This window comes from Alistipes sp. DJF_B185, assembly GCF_964250025.1.
Taxonomy (GTDB): Bacteria; Bacteroidota; Bacteroidia; order Bacteroidales; family Rikenellaceae; genus Alistipes; species Alistipes finegoldii.
In genome coordinates this window covers 376,941-401,483 of the sequence record NZ_CAXUDY010000001.1, presented here as the reverse complement: position 1 = coordinate 401,483, position 24,543 = coordinate 376,941, and the positions used below count along the sequence as shown (strand labels likewise).

At 61.0% G+C, this 24,543-nt stretch carries 19 protein-coding genes; 8 read left to right on the top strand and 11 right to left on the bottom strand.

Annotated features, from left to right (window positions below; genetic code table 11):
- Positions 1-135 precede the first annotated feature (135 nt).
- The 7 genes from murG (at position 136) to ACESTR_RS01915 (ending at position 8,889) form a co-directional block, all read left to right on the top strand.
- Complete coding sequence (murG, locus tag ACESTR_RS01945; RefSeq protein WP_009597591.1) at positions 136-1,242, top strand: undecaprenyldiphospho-muramoylpentapeptide beta-N-acetylglucosaminyltransferase; 1,107 nt, start codon at positions 136-138, stop codon at positions 1,240-1,242.
- Between the two features lie 98 nt (positions 1,243-1,340).
- Entirely contained in the window at positions 1,341-2,723 is a 1,383-nt protein-coding gene (gene murC / locus ACESTR_RS01940; protein WP_009597635.1) for a UDP-N-acetylmuramate--L-alanine ligase, read from the top strand.
- Positions 2,724-2,816: 93 nt separating this feature from the next.
- A complete protein-coding gene (locus tag ACESTR_RS01935; RefSeq protein ID WP_009597700.1) occupies positions 2,817-3,917 on the top strand; it encodes a hypothetical protein in 1,101 nt (366 codons plus the stop codon).
- Between the two features lie 12 nt (positions 3,918-3,929).
- Entirely contained in the window at positions 3,930-5,372 is a 1,443-nt protein-coding gene (gene ftsA / locus ACESTR_RS01930; RefSeq protein WP_278685314.1) for a cell division protein FtsA, read from the top strand.
- A gap of 322 nt (positions 5,373-5,694) precedes the next feature.
- A complete protein-coding gene (ftsZ, locus tag ACESTR_RS01925; protein ID WP_195291211.1) occupies positions 5,695-7,023 on the top strand; it encodes a cell division protein FtsZ in 1,329 nt (442 codons plus the stop codon).
- A 16-nt stretch (positions 7,024-7,039) separates the two neighbouring features.
- Entirely contained in the window at positions 7,040-8,326 is a 1,287-nt protein-coding gene (gldE, locus tag ACESTR_RS01920; protein WP_014775454.1) for a gliding motility-associated protein GldE, read from the top strand.
- Positions 8,323-8,889: a 4'-phosphopantetheinyl transferase family protein gene (locus ACESTR_RS01915; protein ID WP_302576154.1), complete on the top strand. Its 567-nt coding sequence runs from the start codon at positions 8,323-8,325 to the stop codon at positions 8,887-8,889. Before gldE ends, ACESTR_RS01915 begins: the two co-directional genes overlap by 4 nt.
- A 222-nt stretch (positions 8,890-9,111) precedes the next feature.
- Here the strand turns inward: ACESTR_RS01915 and ACESTR_RS01910 are convergent, their stop codons facing one another.
- Complete coding sequence (locus ACESTR_RS01910; RefSeq protein WP_227042312.1) at positions 9,112-10,521, bottom strand: hypothetical protein; 1,410 nt, start codon at positions 10,519-10,521, stop codon at positions 9,112-9,114.
- Between the two features lie 272 nt (positions 10,522-10,793).
- On the opposite strand from ACESTR_RS01910, the gene ACESTR_RS01905 reads away from it, so the two are divergent.
- On the top strand, positions 10,794-11,435 hold the full coding sequence (locus tag ACESTR_RS01905; protein ID WP_009597600.1) for a pentapeptide repeat-containing protein: 642 nt from the start codon (positions 10,794-10,796) through the stop codon (positions 11,433-11,435).
- Between the two features lie 501 nt (positions 11,436-11,936).
- Here ACESTR_RS01905 and ACESTR_RS01900 read toward each other — a convergent pair.
- The 10 genes from ACESTR_RS01900 to ACESTR_RS01855 all read right to left on the bottom strand — a co-directional run bounded on the left by ACESTR_RS01900 (position 11,937) and on the right by ACESTR_RS01855 (position 24,459).
- Positions 11,937-13,145, bottom strand: coding sequence for an aminopeptidase C (locus tag ACESTR_RS01900; protein ID WP_009597659.1), 1,209 nt, complete (start codon positions 13,143-13,145; stop codon positions 11,937-11,939).
- A gap of 30 nt (positions 13,146-13,175) precedes the next feature.
- Positions 13,176-15,473 (bottom strand): type I DNA topoisomerase, encoded by a 2,298-nt coding sequence (gene topA, locus ACESTR_RS01895; RefSeq protein ID WP_130063140.1) that lies wholly within the window; start codon positions 15,471-15,473, stop codon positions 13,176-13,178.
- Between the two features lie 77 nt (positions 15,474-15,550).
- Positions 15,551-17,233, bottom strand: a complete 1,683-nt coding sequence (locus ACESTR_RS01890) for a DUF4270 family protein (protein WP_042493443.1) — start codon at positions 17,231-17,233, stop codon at positions 15,551-15,553.
- Positions 17,217-18,023 carry a glycogen/starch synthase gene (locus ACESTR_RS01885; RefSeq protein ID WP_014775460.1) on the bottom strand — a complete coding sequence of 269 codons (807 nt, stop codon included), beginning with the start codon at positions 18,021-18,023 and terminating at the stop codon, positions 17,217-17,219. Before ACESTR_RS01885 ends, ACESTR_RS01890 begins: the two co-directional genes overlap by 17 nt.
- 122 nt (positions 18,024-18,145) lie before the next feature.
- On the bottom strand, positions 18,146-19,195 hold the full coding sequence (gene queA, locus ACESTR_RS01880; protein WP_009597673.1) for a tRNA preQ1(34) S-adenosylmethionine ribosyltransferase-isomerase QueA: 1,050 nt from the start codon (positions 19,193-19,195) through the stop codon (positions 18,146-18,148).
- A gap of 64 nt (positions 19,196-19,259) precedes the next feature.
- On the bottom strand, positions 19,260-19,976 hold the full coding sequence (gene truB, locus ACESTR_RS01875; RefSeq protein WP_014775461.1) for a tRNA pseudouridine(55) synthase TruB: 717 nt from the start codon (positions 19,974-19,976) through the stop codon (positions 19,260-19,262).
- A complete protein-coding gene (locus tag ACESTR_RS01870) occupies positions 19,976-20,767 on the bottom strand; it encodes an undecaprenyl-diphosphate phosphatase (protein WP_014775462.1) in 792 nt (263 codons plus the stop codon). Before ACESTR_RS01870 ends, truB begins: the two co-directional genes overlap by 1 nt.
- Positions 20,768-20,825: 58 nt before the next feature.
- Positions 20,826-21,083, bottom strand: a complete 258-nt coding sequence (locus tag ACESTR_RS01865) for a DUF3098 domain-containing protein (protein ID WP_130063146.1) — start codon at positions 21,081-21,083, stop codon at positions 20,826-20,828.
- Entirely contained in the window at positions 21,084-21,965 is an 882-nt protein-coding gene (locus ACESTR_RS01860; protein ID WP_014775463.1) for a cell division protein FtsX, read from the bottom strand. It lies immediately after the preceding gene.
- 4 nt (positions 21,966-21,969) lie between these two features.
- Complete coding sequence (locus ACESTR_RS01855; RefSeq protein WP_014775464.1) at positions 21,970-24,459, bottom strand: YfhO family protein; 2,490 nt, start codon at positions 24,457-24,459, stop codon at positions 21,970-21,972.
- Between the last annotated feature and the right edge of the window lie 84 nt (positions 24,460-24,543).

The window sequence follows — 24,543 nt, the reverse complement described above, 5'->3', positions numbered from 1 at the left end:
CCGCCGGGGCGGTGCCGCGGTCGGGCCTTTGAGTTGTCGGGATCTTCGGGCTTTCGGGTTGACGGGCCGTCGGATCTTCGGACAGTCGGAGGCGGGTTGAAAGATATTGATTGTAAGTAAAAAAGATAAAATAGCATGACAAGGAAAATCATCCTTTCGGGCGGCGGAACGGGCGGACATATCTATCCGGCCGTGGCTGTTGCGGAAGCGTTGAAACGGCGGTTCGGCGACGGGGTCGAGATTCTCTTCGTGGGCGCCGAGGGCAAGATGGAGATGGAGAAGGTGCCCGCGCTGGGCTACCGCATCGTGGGACTGCCCATAGCGGGTCTGCAGCGGCGCATGGACTGGCACAACCTCGCGGTGCCGTTCAAGGTGCTGAAGAGCGTCTCGATGGCCAAGAAGACCATTCGTGAATTCGGGGCCGATGCGGTCGTGGGATTCGGCGGCTATGCCAGCGCCCCGGTGCTGTGGGCCGCGCAGCGGCTGGGCGTGCCGACGGTGATTCAGGAGCAGAACTCCTATGCCGGGCTGACCAACAAGATTCTGGCCAAGCGTGCGAAGCGCATCTGCGTCGCCTATGAGGGGATGGAGCGTTTCTTTCCGGCGGGCAGGATCACGATGACGGGCAATCCCCTGCGGGGCCGTTTCTCGAAAGAGGGGGCCGACCGGGGCGAAGCGTTGGAATATTACGGCTTTACGCCCGATCTTCCGGTGGTGCTGGTCGTGGGCGGATCGCTCGGAACGCGGTCGCTGAACGAGATGATGAAGGCGTGGATACTCGCGCTCGAAGGCGCGGACGCTCCCGTGCAGGTGATCTGGCAGACGGGCAAATATTATGAGCGCGAGATGCAGGCGTTCTTGGCGGCGCATCCGGTTGCGAATATCTGGCAGGGGGCCTTCATCGACCGCATGGACTATGCCTATGCGGCGGCCGATCTGGTCCTCTCGCGCAGCGGGGCGGGGACTGTCTCGGAGTTGTGTCTGGTGGCGAAGCCCGTGCTGTTCGTGCCCTCGCCCAATGTGGCCGAGGATCATCAGACCAAGAATGCCAAGGCGTTGGAAGCCAAGGGCGCGGCGGTCGTGGTGCCCGATGCCGAGGCCCGGACGGCGGCCATGAGGCGGGCGATGGAGCTGCTCTCGGACAAGGAGGCTTTGCGGACGATGAGCGAAAACCTCGAAAAGCTGGCGCGCCCCGATGCGGCGGAGCGGATCGTGGATGAAATCGAAAAGGTAATGAAATAGCGCCGCTTCCGGCGTTTCCCCTGCGCCGCGCGGGCGATGAATGCGGCGGGGACCGTGCGGAGGGAGGAGCGGTGCGGAGAACGATAAAACTTAATCGGATGGAGTTTCAAAATATCTATTTTCTGGGAATCGGCGGCATCGGCATGAGCGCCTTGGCGCGTTATTTCCTGCATGAAGGCAAGCGGGTGGCCGGTTACGACCGCACCCCCTCGCATCTGACGGACGAACTGGCGGCCGAAGGTGCTGCGATTCATTTCGAGGACGACGTGCGGCGGATTCCCGCGGAGTTTCTCGACCCGGCGGCGACGATGGTGGTGTATACCCCGGCCGTGCCGCAGGAGCACGGGGAGTATCAATATTTCGTGAGTCACGGGTTCTGCGTCGAGAAGCGTTCGCAGATGTTGGGACATCTCGCCGAGGGCAAGTATGTGATGGCCGTGGCGGGGACGCACGGCAAGACCACGACCTCGACGCTCGTGGCGTGGCTCAACCGCGGCGTGACGGGCGGAGGAAGCGCTTTTCTGGGCGGAATATCGAAGAACTTCGGCGGCAATCTGGTGCTGGGCGCGGGGGCGCGGCTGGCGGTCGAGGCCGACGAGTTCGACCGTTCGTTCCTGCGGTTGTATCCCGACGTGGCGGTGATTACCTCGGCGGATGCCGATCACCTCGATATTTACGGCACGCACGAGGCGGTGAAGGAGGCTTTTTCGCAGTTCGTGCGGCAGATCAGGCCGGGCGGGTTCCTCATTATCAAAGAGGGGGTGGATATCGTGCTGGACAATCCGCAGATCACCGTTTACCGCTATTCGTACGACGTGCCGTGCGACTTCTACGCCCGCAACGTGCAGCTGCTCGAAGGCGGGCATTACCGCTATGACATTGTGACGCCCGGCGGCGTGGTCGAGGGGTGCACGCTCGGCATTCCGGGATGGGTCAATATCGAGAATTCGGTGGCGGCCGCGGCGTCGGTATGGTGCGCGGCGCAGGCCGAAGGCACGACGCTCGATGCGGAACGGCTGAGAGAGGCGCTGGCGTCGTTTGCGGGCGTGAAGCGGCGTTTCGAATTCTATGTCAATACGCCGAAGCAGGTTTACATGGACGACTACGCCCACCATCCGCGCGAGCTGGCGGCGACGCTGACGTCGGTGCGCAAAATGTTTCCGGGACGGCGCATCACGGCGCTGTTCCAGCCGCACCTCTACACGCGGACGCGCGACCTTTACAGGGAGTTCGCCGAGGCGCTGTCGCATGCCGACGACGTGGTGCTGCTGCCGATCTACCCGGCGCGCGAGGAGCCGATCGAAGGCGTGACGTCGGAGATCATCGCCCAAGGCGTGACGGTGCCGTGCCGCATCGTGGAGCGGGCGGCGCTGGCCGATACGGTGGCGGCGATGGACACGGACGTGGTGGTGAGCTTCGGTGCGGGCAACATCGACGCCTGCTGCGGGGCGATCGCCGAAAAGCTGAAAGCGAAGAGTTAGCCGGGAGAACGGCGGCCGGGGCGCATGTCCGCCGGGCCGGATGTAAAAACCGCAGAAGACGAAACGACGGATAATTAGAGAATAAAGACGATTTTGAGAAAATACCTCCGATACGCACTGCTCACGCTTTTGTGGGGCGCCGTGGCCGCATATGTCGTTTATGCGGGGACGGCGGCGGGGAGGCTGCGTGCCGGGAAGAAGGTCGGCAGGGTCGAGATCGAGGTGGTGGACAGCTCGTCGATGGGCTATCTGGTGTCGGGCCGCATGGTGCGCGAGTGGATCGCGCACAGCGGAATCAAGACGAACGGCACGGCAGTTGATGCGGTAGAGCTGGCGGCCATCGAGGCCCTGATCGCCAAAAACGGATTCGTGGAGCGCGTGGACGCCTATGTGACTTACGGCGGCGTGCTGCATATCGACATCAGCCAGCGCAGGCCCCTGCTGCGGCTGCTGACCGACGGCGTGGATTCGTACGTCACGCCCGAAGGCTATGTCTTCGCCGCGCCGCGCGCCTCGTCGCTCTACGTGCCGGTGGTGACGGGGGCTTACCGTCCGCCGTTTCCCGCGTCGTTCGTCGGCTCCGTGCGCGGGCATATCGACCTCGAACGGGCGAAGATCGACAAGCGGATCGCGGAGCTGGAGCGTGAGAAGTACCCCTTCTTCCGGCGCGAACTGCAGAACGACCGCAACATATCGGCGCTGCGCCGCATGCGCATCAAGAAGCAGTGGTGGCGGATGGAAAGCTCCGCGGCGTTCGATGCGCGCGTCGAAGAGCTGCGCGCCCGCAAGGCGGAGCTGCGGCGCAAATACCGCTACGAAGCGCGTCTGGTGCAGGAGGGAATAGACCGCATCGCGCAGCGGCAGGAGGCCGAAAGGCTGAAACAAAAAAAGTTGGAGAAAAGCTACGAAGATTTCATGAAACTGCTTACCTTTGTAGAGTTCATCGAAGATGATGATTTCTGGAGGTCGGAGGTGGTGCAGATTGCCGCGCATACGACCCCCAGCGGAGCTTTAGAGGTGGAGCTGGTGCCCCGGAGCGGCCGCCATACCATCGTCTTCGGACGTATCGAGCAGGTGGAGCGCAAATTCGACAAATTGCTGCGTTTCTACCGCAGCGGTCTTATGAACATCGGTTGGGGAGAGTACCGGACAATAGATATCAGATACAACGATCAGGTGGTTTGCAAGAAATAAAAGGATTATACCGTGGAAAGAAAGAATTATACCGTTGCCGTCGATCTGGGTTCGTCGAACGTCGTGGTGGCTGTCGGCGAGAAGAACGCCGAAGAGCGGCTCGATGTGGTGTGCGTCGTGTCGAAACCCGTCGAGGGGGTCAATGCGGGCAAGATTGAGAATATCGAACTGGTGAGCCGCGCCATCCGCGAAGCCGTGTCGGAGGCCGAGGAGCAGTTGGGAATCCGCATCACCGAGGCCTATGCCGGTATTTCGGGCGACTTCGTGCGCTGTGCCCGGCATATGGACCACGTCTTCGTCTACGATCCGCAGAACGGTGTCAATCAGAAGGACGTCGATGCGCTGTTCGACCGCATGCGCAACGTGCAGGCGCCCGACGACGAAACCATCATGGACCGCGTACCCCAGAACTATGTGGTGGACGACAATCAGGAGGTGAAGAATCCCGTGGGGTCGTTCGGCAAGAAGCTCTCTTCCACGTTCAACTTCATCCTCTGTCTCAAGACCCCGATGCAGCGGCTCGACATGGCCCTCAAGCGGGTGGGAATCAAGATGCTGAGCGTTACGTCGAACGCCATAGCCACGGCCGAGGCGGTGCTGCTGCCCGACGAGAAGGAGGAGGGCGTGGCCGTGGTGGATATCGGCGGCGGCGTGACCGACGTGGCGGTGTATTACCGCAACGTGGTGCGTTATATCGCCACGATTCCGATGGGGGCGACGGCGATCAACCGCGACATCCGCACGATGAGCGTGCCCGAAAAGCATGTGGAAAGTCTCAAACAGAAATACGGTTCGGCGGTGGCCGAGCTGGCTCCCGAAGACAAACTGATCCGTGTGAACGGCCGCACGGCCCGCGAGGCGAAGGATATTCTGCTGCGCAATCTGGCGACGGTGATCGAAGCCCGCGCCACGGATATCGCGGAGTTCGTACTGCAGGAGATCAAGGATTCGGGATACATCGGCAAGCTGGCTTACGGGATCGTCCTGACGGGCGGTTCGGCCAAGCTGAAGGACCTCGACGAACTGTTCCGCCGGGTGACGGGCATGGATGTGCGCGTCGCGTCGGCCGAGACCGGGATTGCCGAGGAGTCGAAAGAGAAGACAGCCGATCCGGCTTATGCCACGGCGGTCGGCATTCTGCTTAAGGGCGCCGAGCAGGGCGCCTGTGCGTTCGTCGAGCGGCCCGCGGCCCGGCCTGCGGAACAGCAGGGTTTCCGGCCCCCGCAGCCGCAGCCCGCTCCTGAGTTCCGTCACACGCCGCGCTTCCAGCAGCCCGTGCAGGCGCCGCCTGCAGCTCCGGCGGCGGAAGAGGCGGAGGAGGATGCCGCCGCTTCGGGAGGTGAGGAGACTCCGGTGATCGAATCCAAGCGCAAGCGCAACTGGAGCTCGATTTTCCAGAAGACCTTCGACAAAATCAACAGCAGCTTCACGGCGGCCGAGGACGAAGAGATTTAAGGGATAATTTGCCGCGTCCCGGTTTCCGGCCGTACGCAGCGGTCTTACAGCGGTGTTTGCGGCATGAATTTCGTGTTTGCGGGGGCGGTCCGGCGATGCGGAGGTCCGGCAATGCGGCCGCGGTTTACACCGGTTTCGGCCGGGAAGCGGTTTCTGCAGATGTGGCGGACAGCCGGGGTAAATGCGGACGGCGGATGCCGCGGATGCCGGGAGTTGCGGACGGGAAGCCGGGCGGCGGTTTTTTGAATTCCGCGGATTGCGGACGGAGAGCCGGCTGCGGGAATGATTTATAGTTAAGAATGTGGAGAAAGGAGTTAGAGATATGACAGACGAATTGATGTCGGAGATCAAAGCCCCGAAGACGGACGGTTCGATCATTATGGTGGTGGGCGTCGGCGGAGCCGGCGGCAATGCCGTGAACCATATGTGGAACCTTGGTATCCGGGGTGTGACGTTTCTGGTTTGCAACACCGACCAGCAGGCGCTGGACAAGAGTCCCGTGGAGTTGAAGATACGCCTCGGCGCAGAGGGACTGGGGGCCGGAAACGACCCGGAAAACGGCCGCCGCGCGGCCGTGGAGTCGCTGCCTGAGATTCGTCAGCACCTCGAAGAGTCGGGGACGCGCATGCTTTTCATAACGGCGGGCATGGGCGGCGGAACGGGTACGGGCGCGTCGCCCGTCATCGCCAAGCTGGCCAAGGAGATGGGACTGCTGACCGTGGCGATCGTCACTTCGCCGCTGGCCGTCGAAGGCAAGATCCGCTACGAGCAGGCTTTCAGGGGCATCGAGGAGCTGCGGCAGAACGTGGATTCGCTGCTGATCATCAATAACGAGAATATTCTCGAAATATACGGGCGCCTGTCGCTCAAGCAGGCGTTCGGCAAGGCCGACGACATTCTGTGTTCGGCGGCCAAGGGCATCGCCGAGATCATCACGGTGGAGAGCGACTTGGTGAACGTCGATTTCGCCGACGTGTCGAAGGTCATGCGTGACAGCGGCCGCGCCCATATGGCCGTGGCGACGGCCGAGGGCGACAACCGCGCCGAAGCGGCGGCCGAAGCGTCGCTGCGCTCGCCGCTCTTGGACCACAACCTGATTTCGGGGGCGAAGAACATCCTGCTCAACATCTCGGTCGCGGATGCCGACGGCCTGATGTACGAGGAGGTGGTGCGGATTCTGGAGTACATTCAGGCGCACGCCAGCGTGCAGGACGACAACGGCGTGATTCACAACGCCAATATCATATGGGGTACGAGCGAGAAGCCCCAGCTGGGCAACGCCATCGAGCTGGTGGTCGTGGCCACGGGATTCGCGGGCGACGTATCGGCGGCGGGGACGATGAAGCAGATCATTCCTCCGGTGCGGAGCGTCGAGCCGGCGAAGGACCCGGTGGCTCCCGTGCTGGAGCCGATCAAGCCGGTCGTGCCGCCCAAGGCCGCCGTGCAGCGGCCGCCCGAACAGGTGATGCTGGGGGCGAAATCGACGCGTTACAGCAACATCGAACTGTTGCTGAGCAAGCCCGCCTATCAGTCGCGCAACTCGAAATTCGTCGTGCAGATGCCCGGCGGACGCAAGGAGGTGCTGAAGGAGGAGAACGATGCCGGCCAGCAGGCGCAGCAGGATGCGCAGGGCGGATCGCTTTTTGATTAACTAATAGACCGCCGGTTTGGAGGAGACTACAACTTCGTGGATTACGTTTAACGGGTTTTCGGCCCATATCGCCGTGCTGTGTGCGGTGACGCTGGGCCTGCTGTGCGTTTCGGCGCTCGTGTCGGGCGCTGAAACTTCGTTTTTTTCTCTGTCGCACAACGATATACGCCGCCTGCGCAAACGCACGACGGCGTCGGCCGAGGCGGTGCTCCGCCTGCTGACGAACGTGGACCTGCTGCTGGCGACGATTCTCGTGGTGAACAATCTGGTGAATATCTGCATCGTCATTCTCACGTCGAGCATCATAGATTCGGTTTTCACCTTCCTGCGGTTCGAATTCCTCTTCAAGACCGTACTGGTGACCTTCCTGCTGCTGCTCTTCGGCGAGATACTGCCCAAGGTGCTGGCGCAGACCATTCCCGTGCGCTTCGCGCAGTTCGCCGCGCGGCCCCTCACGGTGCTGCGGTGGATTTTCTATCCGATCTCCTATGCGCTCGTGCGGACGAGCAGCCGCATCAGCGAGAAGGCTTCGCACAAGAGCGAGATTTCGCTCGACGAGCTGGCCGACGCGGTGGACATGACCCAGAGTTCGAGTCCTGAGGAGCATGTGATGCTGTCGGGAATCGTCAATTTCGTCAATACCGAGGTGCAGGAGATCATGAAGCCCCGCGTGGACATCACGGTGCTCAACATAACCGACGATTACGAGACGGTCAAGAAGACCATTATCGAGTCGGGATTTTCGCGCATCCCGGTCTACGAGGACGACATAGACAACATCAAGGGAACGCTTTATGTCAAGGACCTGCTGCCCTACATCAACCACGGCAGCGAGTTCGGCTGGCAGCAGCTGGTGCGCAAGCCCTATTTCGTGCCGGAACACAAGAAGATCAACGACCTGCTGGCCGACTTCCAGTCCAATAAGATCCATATGGCGATCGTCGTGGACGAGTACGGCTCGACGCTGGGACTGGTGTCGCTGGAGGATATCATCGAAGAGATCGTGGGCGAGATTTCGGACGAAAGCGACGCCGACGAAAGTTTCTTCACGCGGCTCGACGAGAAATGTTTCATCTTCGACGGCAAGAGCCATCTGGGCGACTTCGAACGGGTGCTGGGGCTGGACGAGGAGATTTTCAACGACGTGAAGGGCGAGGCCGAGACGCTGGCCGGGCTGATGCTCGAACTCAAGCGCGACTTCCCCCGCAAGGGTGATGTCTTCACGTCGCACGACATCCGTTTTACGGTGCAGGAGATGGACGGGCACCGTATCGACAAAATCCGTGTAGATCTGCTGGCATGACGAAGGGGCTCTTCATCGAGCCGCCGATGACCGAGGCGGAAGCCGCCGCGCGGGTGACGCCCGGCGAGCGGGCTGCCGCGCAGGAGTTTCTGCGCGAACGCCGCCGCAGGGAATTCCTGACATGGCGCGCCGTCGTGCGCCGCGAGCTGGGGGACGATGTGTCGATCGCCTATGATGAGGCGGGAGCGCCCGTTGTTCCGGGGCGCGAGGTGCATATCGGGGTTTCGCATTGTCCGGGCCGGGTGGCGGTCTGCATATCGGATGCGCCGTGCGCCGTCGATGTCGAACCCGAATCGCGGGATTTCAGCCGCGCCGCGTCGCGTTACATGTCGCCTGCCGAGCGGGCGCTTTCTGACGATCCGTTGCTGCCGGCCGCAGTCTGGTGCGCGAAGGAGACCCTGTACAAATATGCCGGGCGGCCGGGGCTGGATATGCTCTACGACCTGCATGTCGAGGCGGTCGATTTCGAAGCCGGAGTCGTCGTGGGGCGTATCGCGGACGGGGAGCCGCTGCGGCTTTCGCTTAAGCGCGCCGACGGGTTTATCGTTGTATATATTTTGTAGTTTCGGGGCGTGTACCCGATAATAATCCTCTAAAATCCTGCTGGGAGCCGTGCGGCTGAAGCTGGAAGTCGAGGGGAATGCGGGGGCGGAACCGGGGTTAGGATTGCCGGAGCGGATGAGGATAAGGCCGGAGGGACCGAGGGGCTGCCTGCGGGGTTGCTTGTGGGATGGAGTCGGGATTTGTTGCGTCTGCCGGAAGAGAGTGGCCGGATTGCCGTTGTCTCAGAAGGCTTCCGAAGCGGTGAAGAGGAATGCCGAGGAGCGTTTGCGGTCCCACGGGAGGTTGTGGTTGCCGTAGACGCCCCAGCCGTAGTCGAGACGGATGTTCATGCGGTTCTTGAATTCGAAGCGGTAGCCGCAGCCGAAACTGTAGAGCGTATTGTCCCACCGGAATTTGTCGGTGCCCCAGACCTGACCGCCGCCGATCCAGCCCACGATGCCGTGACGGCGGTAGATTTTCTGCCGCAGTTCGATCTGCGTCTCGACGAGCCGTTTGTCGCGGTAACGCCCCTCGTAATAGCCGCGCATGCGTTCCATGCCGCCCAGCTTGGCGTACATGTGCCACGACGGGGTGCCCGCCGTGCAGTCGGCATAGAGATCGTAGGCGAAGATGGCGCCTTTCCAGAGTTTCTGATAGAAGTCGAACGTCAGTGTGAAACGCCCGAAGTTACGGCGCGTATTGCCCAGCCACTGGGGATACCATTTGGCTTCGGCCTTGATGAAGATGCCTTTCGAGGCGTTGAAGGTCACGTCGCGCGTGTCGTACTGCGCGAAAATGCCGAGATTGGTGTTGAAGGCGTTCGGTTTGTCGCCCGTGGCGGCGATGAAGTTCGAGAAGGGGTCCTGTTTCTCCGGGTCGTAACGTTTGTTGTCCTTATATAAATCGTAGAGTTCGCCGATTTGACCGCCGGGTTTTTCCTTTTCGTGGTTGTCGATTGCGGTGAAGTACTCTCCCATGCCGCTCGACTTGTATTTGGCGCCGGTGTAGTCGATGCCGCCGCTGACGCCGATGTAGAACCGTCCGACGAGCGACGTGCAGTAGGAGATGCGGAAAATGCCCATCGTCGTGGTCAGGTCCTGCGCGTAACCCTCTTTTCCGGCCTTGTGGCCCACGCCGTAGAATGCGCCCGGAAAGTAGACGAAGGCTCCCGAATAGCTCAGACGCCGTTTGTTGTGCTGGAAGATGTTGTCGCCCGAAAAGCGGAGCAGCAGGAATTTTTGGGTCGTGATGTTGCCGTAGATCGAGATGTTGGAGGGAGCGGTCACCGAGTCCGTGCGGTCGAGACGGTACAGACCGGCGACGAGGAAGCCCAGACCGAAGCCGACGTCGGACGAGTAGTTGGGACCGGGGGCGATGCTCCAGTCGATCTTTTTCTCGAACGTGCGGTCCACGTTCGAGCGGCTGTAGTAGTCGATGATCCGGCGGATGAAGCCCTTGCGCTGGGCGGACGTCGTGAGCGCCGCCGTGTCGGCGGGCTGGCGGCCCGGCCGCGCTTCGGCCGCGCCGATCCGGGACAGAGCCTCCTGAGTCGAAGGAAAATTGTCTTTCGAGGTGTCGGTGGTTTGGGCCGTTGTCGTAAATATCGTCAGCAACAGGCTGACAGTTAGGAAGATCCTATATCCCTTTTCCATTAAAAGTGAGGTTGAAAGCGGTTTAAAGATAGCAATTTTTCGCCAATGTTCAAAATGGACACATTCAGGGCGTTCGGGGTTTCCCGATACGGAGATAAATTTCTATCTTTGCAGGGACCGGTGCCGGCCCGTCCGACTGTGGGACTTGTCCGGCTGTGGGATCCGTTTGCTGTCCGGCCCGATGATTGCCGGACACGCTGATTGCCCGATAGGCCCGGTTGCCGGATCGGAAATTTGCCGGACCCGATGATGTCGGATCATTATTGAACTGCATGGAAATTACACGCCCCGTACCTTCGCCGAATCCGGTTGAACAGACCGACGCCGCTCTGCTGCAGACCGCAGAGGAGGTGTCCGATGCGGTTTTCCGCAGCGTGCCCCTGCCCCCGCTGATGCGCGAGCATTTCTGGGTGCAGTCGTCGGTGTTTGCGGGTTGCATTTTCCCGGCGCCCGTGTTGCAGGGTTCTCATTTTACGGACGTCACGTTCCGAAACTGCGATCTCTCGAACGCCGATTTGTCGGGATGCAGTTTCCAGCGGGTCGAATTCGTGGAGTGCAAGCTGGTCGGCGCCAACCTTTCGGAGGGGACGTGGCAGCATGTCGTTTTCGAACGCTGCAAGATGGAGTTCGCCAATTTTACGCTGGGAAAATTCCGGGGCGTCCGTTTTGCCGGCGGAACGATGCGCAGCGTCGGATTCGACGAATGCCGGTTCGAACGTGTGGAGTTCTCGCTCTGCGACCTTACGATGGCGGAATTCAGTCGGACACGGTTGAAGGGGCTTTCGTTCGTCGATTCGGATATTCGCGGAATCCGGGTAGGCGATACCGGATCGTTCGAGTTGAAAGGTTTGAAAGTCAGTGCGCTGCAGGCTTCGGAGCTGGCGCGTCTTCTGGGACTGGAAATCGAGGGGTAATCGTTATTTAAAAAATTTACATAATTCTTAAAAAATATTAATAAAAATGTTTGGAAGTTTGTTTTCCGGGCATTACCTTTGTCGCATCTTAGATGATAAAATATTTTAAGAATTATTTAAAATTATTTAGTATGAAGGCGAAGATCAATGCGTGGTTCCGTACCGCTATGGTTCTGTTGGGAGAGAGCATCAAACTGAGAGCGATGTAAGGCTCCCCTTTTTTGAGACAACAAATTAAAACTTCGATATACGAAAGAGTCCCGGCCGCAAAGCCGGGACTCTTTTATTTTGGGTTTCCGCGGGGGGCGGGCTGGATTGCATCCGGGATGCAGGGTGAAGTGCGCCGGATTTCAGCAGTTTGTTCCCGCCGGGTTGTTCCCGCTGAACGGGCCTGCCGGCGGCCGGCCCGGAACTGTTCCGCGGACTGCGGTATCGGAGCGCTCCGCTGAATTGTTCCGCCGTTTCGTACGGTCGGCTTGTTTCACGGGACTGCTCCGTCCGCTATTTGAGACCCAGCCGCTTGGCGGTCTCCTTGGGCAGTGCGTTCTTGTTGACCATGATCGAAGTGGTCTTGTACTCGACGAACGGCCGCGAGAAGTACCAGAACCCGTCGTAGGGCGGGCGTACGTCCCACGAATTCTGGACCTTGAAGTAGCGGTTGCCGGCCTGATCGGTCGCCGTGCCCATGATGACCATGCCGTGGTCGTCGGTGGTCTCGTAGTTGTCGAACGCCTGCTGGCGCATCTCCTGCGTAATTCTAAGCTCCTTGCCGGGCTTGTCGAACTTATAGAGCGCATCGTCCTTCTCCTTCTGGGTCAGTTTGCCCCAGCGCTCGGCTTCGGTGCCGTCCATGTTCGCAAGGTCGGCTTCGGGGATGATGCCGATGGCTTTGGTACGGCTGAAACCCTTCTCGCTCACGTCGGTGCCCCACGATACGGGGTAGCCGTTGGCCAGCGCGTTGTCGATGACGGTCATCATCTCGTCGAGCGGCAGGTTGTAGACCGTGCCCCACATCCAGTTGTCGGGAATCTCGATGATGAACTGCGTATAGAACGGATGATGCGTGAAGGAGGTGATGTCGATGTAGTCGTCCATGTCGATCGGCAGCGATGCGGCAAACGACCGGGGCGTATACTCCTTGCCCTCGTAGGTGAATGTTTCGGGCATCCGGCCGAAATACTCGTCGAGGATGGCGTCGAAGCCGCGCTTCCATGCCGTCGAAAGCGCTTTGTCCGAGGATTTGCCGCTGGCTGTGATCACGGCGTCGAGGTAGGCCTTCAGCACGAGCGACAGTTCGTGGAAATCGGCTTTCTCGGTGCCGTAGTTGAAGCCCGGATAGGCCTCCTGCGGTACGATGCCGTGGTTCTTGATTCCTTCGGTCACGTCGTGCGAAGCGCCGCCCTCGGCGAAGTTGATCTCGCCGTGCATGCGGACGTATTTCACGGCCTTGTCCATGAACGTGTGGCGCACGATCCACATCTCGGAGAGGTGGACCGGACGGCCGCCGGCGCGCAGGATCTCGCCTTCGAGGAACGAGAGAGTCGAGTAGCACCAGCAGGTGCCGCTGCGGTGCTGGTCCTTGACCGGGGTCATGGGGATCAGCCTGACGTCGGTGAATCGGTATCCCTCCGGCTCGGTTGCGGCGGGAGTCTGCGCTGCGGCCGCGAAGGCGGTGCAGAACGCAAGGGCTGTCAGCAGGAATTTTTTCATCGCTTGTGCTGTTTGGGTATTGGTGTTCGGTTACTTCTTCGAGGAAGAGACGATCTTCCGGCACTCTTCGAGCGTCAGCGTCTCTGGCTTGGCGCCTTTCGGTAGGCGGTAATTCTTGCCTTTGTAGGCGATATAGGGTCCGTAACGGCCGTTCTTGACCAGCATGTCGGGATCTTCGGGGAAGCTGCGCAGCGGAGTGTTGGCCGCGGCTGCGGCAGCCTGCTGGGCGCGCACGACCTCCACGGCGCGCTCGTAGGTGAGCGTGTAGGGGTCGTCGCCCTTCTGAAGCGAGGCGAACGACTTGCCGTGGCGCACGTAGGGCCCGTATTTGCCGATGCCGACCGAGAGCTGCTCGCCCTCCAGCTCGCCGAGGTCGCGGGGCAGGGCGAAAAGCTCCAGCGCCTCTTCGAGCGTGATCGACTCGATCAGCTGGCCCTTCTTGAGCGACGCGAAGCGTCCCTTTTCGCCTTCGTTGCCTTCGATCTCGACCATCGGGCCGTAGCGGCCGATGCGGGCCTTGACGACATGTCCGGTTTTGGGGTCGTTGCCCAGAATGCGGGCCTGACTCTTCTTGTCGGTCTGCGTGCCGATGGCCGTATCGACCATCTGGTGGAAGGGTCCGTAGAAGTCGTGGATCATCGTGTCCCAAGTGATGTCGCCGTCGGCCACGCGGTCGAACTCCTTCTCGACGTTGGCCGTGAAATTGTAGTCCATGATGGGTTTGAACTGCGTTTCGAGGTAGTCGTTGACGACCATGCCGATGTCCGTGGGCGAAAGGCGGTTCTTCTCCTTGCCGAAGTTCTCCGTGAGGTTCTTCGAGGTGAGTTTGTCGCCCGTGAGCATGAGCTGGACGTAGCCGCGTTTCTGACCGTCCTTGTTCTGTTTGACCACGTAACCGCGGTTGATGATCGTGGTGATGGTCGGGGCGTAGGTCGAAGGACGGCCGATGCCCAGCTCTTCGAGCCGCTTGACCAGCGACGCCTCGTTATAGCGGGCCGGGGCCTGCGTGAAGCGCTCCGTCGCGGTGATCTGGGTCGAAACGACCCGGTCGCCCGCGGTCATCTTGGGCAGCAGGCCCTCGCCGCTCTCGGCGGCCTGATCGTCGTCGGTGGACTCGGAGTAGAGACGCAGGAAACCGTCGAAACGGACCACTTCGCCCGTGGCGACGAACTGCTGCGACGAGCCGGACATGTCGATCACGACCGTCGTGCGGTCCAACTCGGCGCAGACCATCTGCGAAGCGACCGTACGCTTCCAGATCAGGTCGTAGAGTTTCTTCTCGGCGGGCGTGCCCTCGATGGTGTGGTTCTCGATGTACGACGGGCGGATGGCCTCGTGGGCCTCCTGAGCGCCTTTGGTCTTGGTCTTGTAGTTGTGCCACGACGAGTATTTCTCGCCGTAGAGTTTGGTGATCTCCTCCTTGCACTGGGCGAGCGCCTGTTTGGAGAGGTTCACCGAGTCGGTACGCATGTAGGTGATCAGACCCTGCTCGTAGAGGTGCTGGGCGACGGACATCGTCTGCGAGACGGACATGCCCAGCTTGCGGCCGGCCTCCTGCTGGAGCGTCGAGGTGGTGAACGGCGGCGCCGGGAAGCGCTGCGCGGGCTTCTCTTCGGCCTTGGCCACGGTGAAGGTGGCGCCGATGCAGGTGTTGAGGAACTCCTCGGCCTGCTCGCGGGTCTCGAAGCGCGACGAGAGCTCGGCCTTGAAGATCGTTTTGTCGGGATCGCCGGCGGCATGGAACTGGGCGACGACGCGGAAGTAGGGCGTAGAACGGAAGGCGATGATCTCGCGTTCGCGCTCGACGATGAGCCGCACGGCGACGCTCTGCACGCGGCCTGCGGAGAGCGACGGACGCACCTTCTTCCAGAGGACGGGCGAGAGCTCGAAGCCGACCAGACGGTCGAGGATGCGGCGCGCCTGCTGGGCGTTGACCAGATCCATGTTGACCGTGCGGGGCTGCTCGATGGCTTCGAGGATGGCCCGCTTGGTGATTTCGTGGAAGACGATACGCTTGGTCTTGTCGACGGGGAGACCCAACACTTCGGTCAGGTGCCATGCGATGGCTTCTCCTTCGCGGTCTTCATCGGACGCCAGCCAGACCGTTTTGTCCTTGGCCAGCTTGGTCAGCTCGTCCACCACCTTTTTCTTGTCGGCCGGGATTTCGTAGACGGGTTTGAATCCTTCGCCGATGTTTATTCCCAAGTCCTTTTTCGAGAGGTCGCGGATGTGTCCGAAACTCGATTTGACGACATAGTCCTTGCCGAGGAATTTCTCGATGGTTTTTGCCTTGGCCGGGGACTCGACGATTACTAAATTTTCCTGCATGCGTGTATGTTACTTTTCAGAAATGCGAAAACCTAAGTATGTCACACTTAGGTTTCGCTTTTCAGGCTGTTTGTCTCTTATTTGATCAGGTTGTACGTGACGTCGATCTTGATCGGAACGTCCTCCTCGGTCACGCCGTCGGGCGTCATGCCCTGAAGGACGCTGTACGTCGTCGTATAGACGCTGTAGGCTTCGGGACCCAGATAGATCGTGCGGTTCTTGATCTTCTCCTTCAGCTCGTCCCACGGGGCGTCCGCTCCGAGTTCCGCCTTGGCGGACCGGTAGCTGTTCCACAGACTCTGGGCGTAACCCGTGATGTCCATCACATAGCAGCCGCGGCTGCGGTTGATGTAGCCGCCGTAAGCGAGCGTCGTGCTGTAGTTCTGCTCGTAGGCATAGGCGTAGTCGGGAATGGCCGAAAGCGTCTTGTAGTTGGTGTAAAGGCCCAGACGGGTTTGCGACTTGTCCATCTCCCCGATCATATGCGGCATGTCGGTCAGCTTCGTCCAGTCGTAATTGCTGCCCTTGAAGTAGATCGACATGCGGACCTGAGTCATGGCGAGCGTCTTGAAGTTCTGGGCGCCCTCGTTGCCTGCGACGATCTCGGCTTCCAGCGCGTCGAAGAAGGGCTTGTCGAACGTGATGGCGGTTACCACGCCGCCCATGCCCTCGACATAGATCTGGTCGTAGGTCGGGTGGTCAGTGATCGGTTTTCCGGCCTCCTCCTTGGCGTCGGCGATGTCGAACTTGGCGTCAGCGCTGGTCGCCATGCCGTAGTCGCGGCGGATCGTATTGACCGAAACGTTGCCGTACTCCGTGGAGATGCTCGTATTGTAGAATATGTAGCCCATGTCGATCGTATCCTTGATCAGCGTCGGGTCGCTCTCGACGCGGTTGCGCGCATAGACCATGAAACCCGAACTTTCGAGCTCCGTGGCGTAGATGTTGCCCTTGCCCTTCTCCTTCTGGTCTTCGGCCGGAACGATGTAGAGACCCTTGAACTCCTCCACCCACTGCTTGAGACTGTCGGTGCTGTAGATCGAGTAGTCGTCTTCGTAGGCGGTGCCCGAACCTTTTTGGAGCATCAGGCGGTCGATGAAATTCTGGGTTGCCGGGGTCGTGTTCATGGTGACCGCCGTGGTGGCGGGACCCGTCGTCTCGCCGTCGGGGAAGGTGAAAGTGAAGACCGGCTCGTCGTCCGCGCCGATAACGCCCTCCTTGACGGGGTCGAAGTTGAGGTAGAAGACCGTGTCGCGCTCGGTTTTACCCGCGGCGACCGGCTTCTCGGTCAGGTATTTGTTGCTCTTGATTTCGTAGACGTTGTACTTCTGCGGCGTGAGCGTGTCGTTTCCGTAGCTGGTGATCGTGATCAGGATCTGCGCCGAGTCGAAGATCGGGCGGTAGCCGAAATAGCCCTCCTTAACCTTGTAGACGTTGAGGTACTGGGTCAGGAATCCCGCCGTGCGGAGTCCGAACGTGTCGCTGAGCATCGAGCCCATGTAGCCGTAGGAGATGTTGGACGCCTTGAGCGAGTCGCTCTGGAACAGACGCGTCTCGACGTATTTGGCCGCATCGAGTTTCCCCGCGAGCGTCCGGGCGCCGAGCGTCGTGTAGCCCACCTTCATCTGCTGGTTGTCCGGCACGAGGTTCGAGCCCAGCGTGTCGTCGACCTTGGTACAGCCCGCGAACGTCATGAGGGCGACCGCAGCCAGAACGGCGGCGGCGCGGAACATGCGGCGGAAATTATTGCAATGCTTCATAAAATCGGTTGTAATTATCGAAAAAGTCCGCTGCTTCGGGCGACTGGTATTCGAGCATCGGCTTGCCGCTTGCGCGGGCGATCTCCAATACCTTCGGTTCGACATCCGGGGATGCCGCGACCACACCGTCGGCATACTCCATAACGAAACGGCAGAGATTTTCGTATGACGGGGTGTCGAGAATTGCGAGATTTTTATCTTTGACCCCTTCGCCGGCGATCTTCTTGCCGAAGGCGTTGTCCAGTTCGCCGGGGAAACCGTCGCCGTAGAGCGAAACGACGATCTTCACGTTGCGGAAGATGGGGTCGTCGGCGAAAATCCGCTTCAGGTAGACCGGAATCACGCTCGAAAACCAGCCGTGGCAGTGGACGACGGTCGGGGTCCAGCGCAGTTTCTTGACCGTCTCCAGCACGCCGCGGGCGAAGAAGATGGCCCGCTCGTCGTTGTCCGGGAAAGGCTTGCCCTCCTCGTCGGTCAGCACGAATTTGCGCGAGAAGTAGTCGTCGTTGTCGATGAAATAGATCTGTACGCGGGCTGCGGGGATGGACGCGACCTTGATGATGAGCTGGTGGTCGTTGTCGTCGATGATCAGGTTCATGCCCGACAGGCGGATCACCTCGTGGAGCTGGTGCCGGCGTTCGTTGATGCAGCCGTAACGCGGCATGAACGTGCGTATTTCATTCCCACGCTCCTGCATCGCCTGCGTGAGAGCGCGGCAAAGTCCGGAGCTTTCCGTCTCTGGAAGATACGGGGTAATCTCCTGACAGACGTACAGAATCTTATTTGCCATGGTTCGAGTGTTTTGTCTTTGGACTTCCGTTTTCGCCGCCTTGTATGCTCCGGACGGGGCCGGAGCGGTCCGGGCTTGGCGGAAACGGCCGCTATCTGTTTTGTAAAGATAGTGAAAAAATCTTAAAGAATGAGCATCGCGTCGCCGTAAGTGCCGAATCGGTATCCTTCCTCCTTGGCCACCTTGTAGGCGTTCATGACCGTTTCGTAGCCGCCGAAAGCCGCAACCATCATCAGCTGTGTGGAGTAGGGCAGGTGGAAGTTGGTCACCATGGCGTCGGCCACCGTGAATTCGTAGGGCGCGAAGATGAATTTGTTGGTCCAGCCCTCCATCGGCTTGATCATGCCGTTGGTCGAGACGGCCGTTTCGACGGTCCGCATGACGGTGGTGCCGATGGCGACGATCTTGTGTCCGTCGCGTTTGGCCGAATTGACCGCTTCGGCGGCTTCGTCCGTCACGAAGAACTGCTCGGAATCCATCTTGTGTTTCGAGAGGTCCTCGACGTCCACCGTGCGGAAGTTGCCCAGACCGACGTGCAGCGTGATGAAGGACTTGTCGATGCCCTTGATCTCCATGCGCTTCATCAGGTGCTTGGAGAAGTGCATGCCGGCCGTCGGGGCGGCCACGGCGCCTTCGTGCCGGGCGAAGATCGTCTGGTAGCGCTCGGCGTCCTCCGGCTCGACCTTGTCGCGCACCCACTTGGGCAGCGGGGTCTCGCCCAGACTGAAAAGCGCCTGCTTGAACTCCTCGTAGGAGCCGTCGAACAGGAAACGCAGCGTGCGGCCGCGCGAAGTGGTGTTGTCGATCACCTCGGCAACCAGCAGGTCGTCGTCGCCGAAGTAGAGCTTGTTGCCGATGCGGATCTTGCGCGCAGGATCGACCAACACGTCCCACAGGCGCAGTTCGCGGTTCAGCTCGCGCAGCAGGAAGATCTCGATCTCGGCGCCGGTCTTCTCCTTGTTGCCGTACAGACGGGCCGGGAAGACCTTGGTGTCGTTGAAGACGAAGAGGTCCTTTTCGTCGAAATACTCGATGATATCCTTGAAGATGCGGTGTTCGACGGTGCCTTTGGCGCGGTTGATGACCATCAGGCGCGAGTCGTCCCGGTTTTCCGTCGGATGTTTCGCCAGCATTTCGGGGGCGAATTCGTACCCGTATTGTGATAATTTCATGGTGAAAAAATACTCTTTTTACGTCTTAAAAACAAAACAGATTATTTTCTATACGCAAAAAAGTCTATTTTGTTTCAAGTTCCTCCAACTTTTTGAGAAATTCTTCGAATTCAAAGGCTTTTTCGAGCGTAAAGCCGCCGCTGCGGGTGCGGCGCAGCGACGTCAGGTGGGCGCCGCTTTCGAGCGCCTGTCCGATTTCGTGGGCCAGCGAGCGGATGTAGGTGCCTTTGCTGCACCGCACGCGGATGCGGATGCGGGGAAGGTCGTACTCCAGCAGTTCCAGTTCGTAGATGTTGACCGTCGCCTTGCGCATCGTGACCTCCTCGCCGGCGCGGGCCAGCTCGTAGGCGCGCGTGCCGTCGATCTTCTTGGCCGAGTAGACGGGAGGCTCCTGAAGCCGCTCGCCCGTGAGCGAAGAGAGGGCTGCGAGGACCTTTTCGCGCGTGATATGTTCGGTGGGGAAGGTGCGGTCGACGGGGTGTTCGAGGTCGTAGCTGGGGGTCGTGGCGCCCAGCATCACGTCGGCGACGTACTCCTTCTCCTCGGCCTGCAGCGCATCGACCATCTTGGTGGCGCGGCCGATGCAGACCAGCAGGATGCCGGTGGCGAGCGGATCGAGCGTGCCGGCGTGGCCCACCTTGATTTTCCGGTAGCCGAGGCGGCGCAGCGTGAATTTGATTTTGCGGACCACATCGGTCGAGGTCCAGCGCAGGGGCTTGTCCAGTACGGCGATATAACCCTCTTCGAAGTTGAGACCCCGCAGGTCGATCGGTTCTTTCATTAACAGAAATAGCTTAGGATGGATACGAGGCCCGCGGCGGCGCAGTAGAGCGCGAACCAGATGAGTTTGCCCCGCTTGACGATTTCGATCATGAATTTGCAGGCCAGACAGCCCGTGACGAACGAGGCGAGGAAGCCTGCGGCGAGAGGACCGGCGGCCACGCCGGCCGTGAGGTCGCCGCTGACGGCTTCGAGCAGCGTCTCGCCCAGAATCGGAGCCAGCACCATCAGGAACGAGAATTGCGCCACGGCGGCTTTTTTGTTGCCCAGCAAGAGGCCCGTGGCGATGGTCGTGCCCGAACGCGAAAGGCCCGGCATGGCGGCGCAGGCCTGCGCAAGGCCGATGATGAAGGCGTCGCGGTAGGAGATGGTCTCCTTCTGGCGGGGTTTGGCGTAATAGGCGAAAGCCAGCAGTGCGGCCGTCAGCAGCAGCATGGCGCCCACGATCACGAGGATATAGGGGGCGTCGAGCAGGGCGTTGATCCGCTCCTTGAACAGGAAGCCGACGAAGCCGATGGGAATCATCGAGAGCACGAGTTTGAGCACGTAGGCCTGCTCGGCGTTGAAACGGCGCGAGAAGAGACCCTTCAGGAGACGCCACACCTCGCTCCAGAGTACGACGATGGTGCTCAGGACGGTGGCGGCGTGGAGCGCCACGTCGAAGGTGAGGTTCTCTTCGAGCTCGACGCCCAGCAGCTCTTTGGCGATCTGGAGGTGGCCGCTGCTCGAAACGGGCAGAAATTCGGTGATGCCCTGCACGATGCCGAGCAGGATGGCTTGTAGAGTGTCCATTTACGGATAAGCGGGGTTATGAGTCGTCGCGGCGATGCCGGACCTTGGGTTGCGTGAATTATTTGTATCTTTTCAGGATGGCGTAGATTTCGATCACGAATCCGCCGATCACCAGAATCGGGGCCAGTGTGATGCGGCGCCATGAGAACATCGCGTAGTTGAACTGGTCGGGCGAATCGCTGCCGCCGCCGGCCATCAGCACGAAGCCCAGCAGGATCACGGCGAAGCCGATCGCCAGCAGGACGTAGTTGCGGCGGGTAAGCGGCATTTTGGGGTTTTCCTGCTCCGCAGGGGTGTTCTTATTCGCTTTTTTCATTTAATAAAGGTATATCTTGTTCGACTTCATGTTGACGAATTTGTTGAGGGCCGCGACGGTGAAGAGTCCCGATATGACGACGCCGCCCGCAATCATCGCGCCGAGGATGATGGCGATTTTGCCGCTCTCGGCGATGGTCGTCAGTTCGGGGACCGCTTCGTTGAGTCCGAAGACCGAAAGCCCGAACAGCAGCGAGGCCCCCAGTCCGGCCAGTATGCCCTGCGTGATGCTGCTGCCGAGGAAGGGCTTCATGATGAACCACTTGGTAGCTCCGACGAGCTTCATCGTGTTGATCAGATAGCGTTTCGAGAAGATCGCCAGCCGGATGGTGTTGCTCAGCAGGATCAGCGAGATGATCAGCAGCGCGCCGCCGAAAAGCAGCAGGACGAGCCGGATTTTGCCCACCGTGGCGTGCAGCCGCTCGGCCATCAGCGCGGGATAGCTGACCCGCTCGACGCCCGCGATGCCGGAGACGGAGGCGATGAAGCCGTCGAGGAGCTCCTTGTCGGCCGACTCGGCCGTGAGGGTCAGCTCGAACGAGTCGAGCAGCGGATTTTCGTCGAGAATCTCCTCGAATTCGCTTTCGAACATCTTGCGGAATTCGGCGTCGTCGGCCTTCTCCTCCTTCGTGACATAGGCGACGGTCGCGACCAGCTCCTCGGCGGTGAGCCGTTTGTTGATCGTTTCGCGCTGTTGGTCCGAGATGCCGTTTTGCAGTTCGACGGTGACGGCGATGCTCTCCTGCAGGGTCTGGGCGACCTTCATCGCGGCGACCATCAGGTAGCCTACCGACCCCAGCAGGAACAGTACGAGCATGATGCTGACGGTCGATACGATATAGGAGTTGCGGACTTTTCGTTTAAGTCTCTTGTCGTCTTTCATAGTCTTATGCCTTTTTCTTGCGGAAACAGTATGTCAGTGCCGCGGCGGCGCCGAGCAGGATCAGGAGCGACGAGACGAGCGTCACGGCCTCGGCCGCGGCCCAGCCCGGAGCGCGGAACCGCCACTCGACGGTGTGCCGGCCGGCGGGCAGTTTCATGGCGCGCAGGATGTAGTCGGCCCGGAAGCCGGGCATCGCCTCGCCGTCGACGTAGGCCGTCCAGCCGTGGTCGTAGAATATCTCCGAGAATACGGCGACCGACTCTTCGGGGGCCGTGTATTCGTATTTCTGGTAGTTGGGACGGTACTCCGTGAGCGCGATGCCGCGCACGAGCGTCGTATCCGCCTGTCCGCCCGCCTGCCACTCCTCGGCGAACGCCTTGTCGGCGGGGGCGGCGACGGCCGTCGTTTTCAGATCGACGCTGCCCAAGAGGTCGATTTCCTGCTGCGGGGTGTCGGCTGCGACGATCCCATCGACGAACCACGCCGGACCGTTTGCCGTCGCGCGGCGCACGGCCTGCGGCTGTCCGTCGTCGCCGGGGACGATCAGGTAGCGGGTGTTGAGCATGTCGAGCACCGCGTCGTTGCGGTAGCTCAGGTAGCGGTCGATCAGGTCCTGATAGCGGGCCAGCTTGGCGCCGTGGTAGCCGCCGACCGAACGGTGGAAATAGGAGGTCGTGGCGTCCTGAAACGGGCTGACCGTGAGGTTGAGGACGCGGAAGCCCGGATCCTTGTCGGCCAAGATCGCCTTGTCGGCGGCCGTGGCCGTGATCTGCCGGCGGCGCGCCGAAATGAAGTCGTCGTGCGAGAGGAACCGCAGGTCCACGGGAACGAGGTCGAGCAGCATCACCGCGCCGAGCAGCGCCGTGAGTGCGTATTTGTTGATTCTGCGCAGGGCGAACAGCGCCACGCCGCCCGCGGCGAGCAGGATCATCAGCAGCGAACGCCATGCGTCGGCCTGCATCATCGAAGCGCGTTCGGCGGCCATGGCGTCGGCCGTGGCGATGCCCATTTCGGCGTCCATGCCCCGGTCGAGGTATTCCTGCATGTTGTTGGCTTTGAGTATCTGGTGGAACTGCTCGGTCATCATCGCCGCGCTCTCTTCGCGGCCGAAGTCGAAGAGCGAGCCGCCCGCGACGGCCAGCAGCAGGCAGAGGCCCCCCGTGACGCCCGCGGCCCAGCCGAGGGCCTTGAAGAGCCGCCGGCGCGGAATTTCGTCGCGCCAGAGCCGCATCAGCGCCAGTGCGCCGAGCAGGGGAACCGTCCACTGCACGACGACGAGGGCCATCGAGACGGTGCGGAATTTATTGTAGCCGGGGAGCCAGTCGAAGGCCAATTCGGTGAACCACATCAGGTTGCGGCCCCATGCCAGCAGGAGCGTCAGCGCCGAGACCGCCACGATCCACCACTTGTTGCGGCCCCGGACCAGCGCGACGCCCAGTGCGGCGAGGAAGATCGCCGCGGCGCCGAGGTAGGTCGGACCGCCGGTGTAGGGCTGCGTTCCCCAGTAGGCGGGCAGCTGCTGCGCGGCGCCCCGCAGTCCGTAGTCGTTGAGCACGGCGGCCACTTCGCCGTCGGGGGCGAAGGCCGTGCCCGATTCGCGGCCCATGAAGTCGGGAACCAGCAGGTTGAGACTCTCCGTGCGGCCGTAGCTCCATGCCGTGGCGTAGTCGAGGGCCAGTCCGTTTTTGGACGTCTCGGCGGTCGAAGCCAGCTCGGAGCCGCCGCGCATGGTCTCCTTGGAGTGTTTGGCCGTGTACCAGAGGGGCGAGAAGTTCGAGCCGACGGCCAGCAGGCCCGCGGCGGCGAGCACGGCGGTGCGGAGCGCGAAATTCCGGAAATGCTTCTCCCGGAAGGCCGTGACGCCTTCGCTGATCCAGAAGGCGGCCATCGCCAGCAGGAAATAGTAGGTGATCTGCGGGTGATTGGCGCCGATTTCGAGCGACGCCGTGAGCGCCGTGAGCGCGCCTCCGGCCCACATGTTGCCCCGCAGGGTCATCCACGCGCCGCCCATCATCAGCGGGGCGTAGACCAGCGCCCACATCTTGGTGATGTGGCCTGCGCCGATGATGAGCAGGAAATAGGTCGAAAGGCCGTAGGCCAGCGACGCGACGACGCCCACCCACGGATTGACGCCGAAGATCAGCAGCATGAGCCACATGGCCGTCATGGCGAAAAAGAGGAAGGCGGCGGGGGTGTCGATGATCTTGACGACCCGGCCGAGGGTGTTCTTGACGAGCTGCGCCGGGTAGGCCACGTTGATCAGGTAGGCGGGCATGCCGCCGAACATGCGGCCCGTCCACTGGGGATCTTCGCCCGTGGCTTCGCGCATGTCGTTGATATCCTTGGCCATGCCGTCGTACTGCACGACGTCGTGCTGGGGCAGCACCTCGCCGCGGAACTGCGGGGCGAAGTAGACTGCGCTCACCACGAAGAAGAGCGCGAGGGCCGCCGCTGCCGGCAGCAGCCGGCGTATGATCGTTTTCGAAGATTCCATATTTCAAGTCGTTATCCGGTGGCCGGAGACCGTGCAGACTCAGGGCGGAAGCCGGGCGCGGTCCGCATTCCGCCGGGGCGCACG

Coding starts and splice junctions, on each gene's coding strand:
- ACESTR_RS01890 (WP_042493443.1), bottom strand. CDS start 17,233: ATGAAGCATTGCAATAATTTCCGCCGCATGTTCCGCGCCGCCGCCGTT.
- ACESTR_RS01855 (WP_014775464.1), bottom strand. CDS start 24,459: ATGGAATCTTCGAAAACGATCATACGCCGGCTGCTGCCGGCAGCGGCG.
- ftsZ (WP_195291211.1), top strand. CDS start 5,695: ATGACAGACGAATTGATGTCGGAGATCAAAGCCCCGAAGACGGACGGT.
- ACESTR_RS01905 (WP_009597600.1), top strand. CDS start 10,794: ATGGAAATTACACGCCCCGTACCTTCGCCGAATCCGGTTGAACAGACC.
- murG (WP_009597591.1), top strand. CDS start 136: ATGACAAGGAAAATCATCCTTTCGGGCGGCGGAACGGGCGGACATATC.
- ACESTR_RS01900 (WP_009597659.1), bottom strand. CDS start 13,145: ATGAAAAAATTCCTGCTGACAGCCCTTGCGTTCTGCACCGCCTTCGCG.
- ACESTR_RS01860 (WP_014775463.1), bottom strand. CDS start 21,965: ATGAAAGACGACAAGAGACTTAAACGAAAAGTCCGCAACTCCTATATC.
- topA (WP_130063140.1), bottom strand. CDS start 15,473: ATGCAGGAAAATTTAGTAATCGTCGAGTCCCCGGCCAAGGCAAAAACC.
- queA (WP_009597673.1), bottom strand. CDS start 19,195: ATGAAATTATCACAATACGGGTACGAATTCGCCCCCGAAATGCTGGCG.
- ACESTR_RS01910 (WP_227042312.1), bottom strand. CDS start 10,521: ATGGAAAAGGGATATAGGATCTTCCTAACTGTCAGCCTGTTGCTGACG.
- ACESTR_RS01865 (WP_130063146.1), bottom strand. CDS start 21,083: ATGAAAAAAGCGAATAAGAACACCCCTGCGGAGCAGGAAAACCCCAAA.
- murC (WP_009597635.1), top strand. CDS start 1,341: ATGGAGTTTCAAAATATCTATTTTCTGGGAATCGGCGGCATCGGCATG.
- ACESTR_RS01885 (WP_014775460.1), bottom strand. CDS start 18,023: ATGGCAAATAAGATTCTGTACGTCTGTCAGGAGATTACCCCGTATCTT.
- truB (WP_014775461.1), bottom strand. CDS start 19,976: ATGAAAGAACCGATCGACCTGCGGGGTCTCAACTTCGAAGAGGGTTAT.
- ACESTR_RS01915 (WP_302576154.1), top strand. CDS start 8,323: ATGACGAAGGGGCTCTTCATCGAGCCGCCGATGACCGAGGCGGAAGCC.
- ACESTR_RS01870 (WP_014775462.1), bottom strand. CDS start 20,767: ATGGACACTCTACAAGCCATCCTGCTCGGCATCGTGCAGGGCATCACC.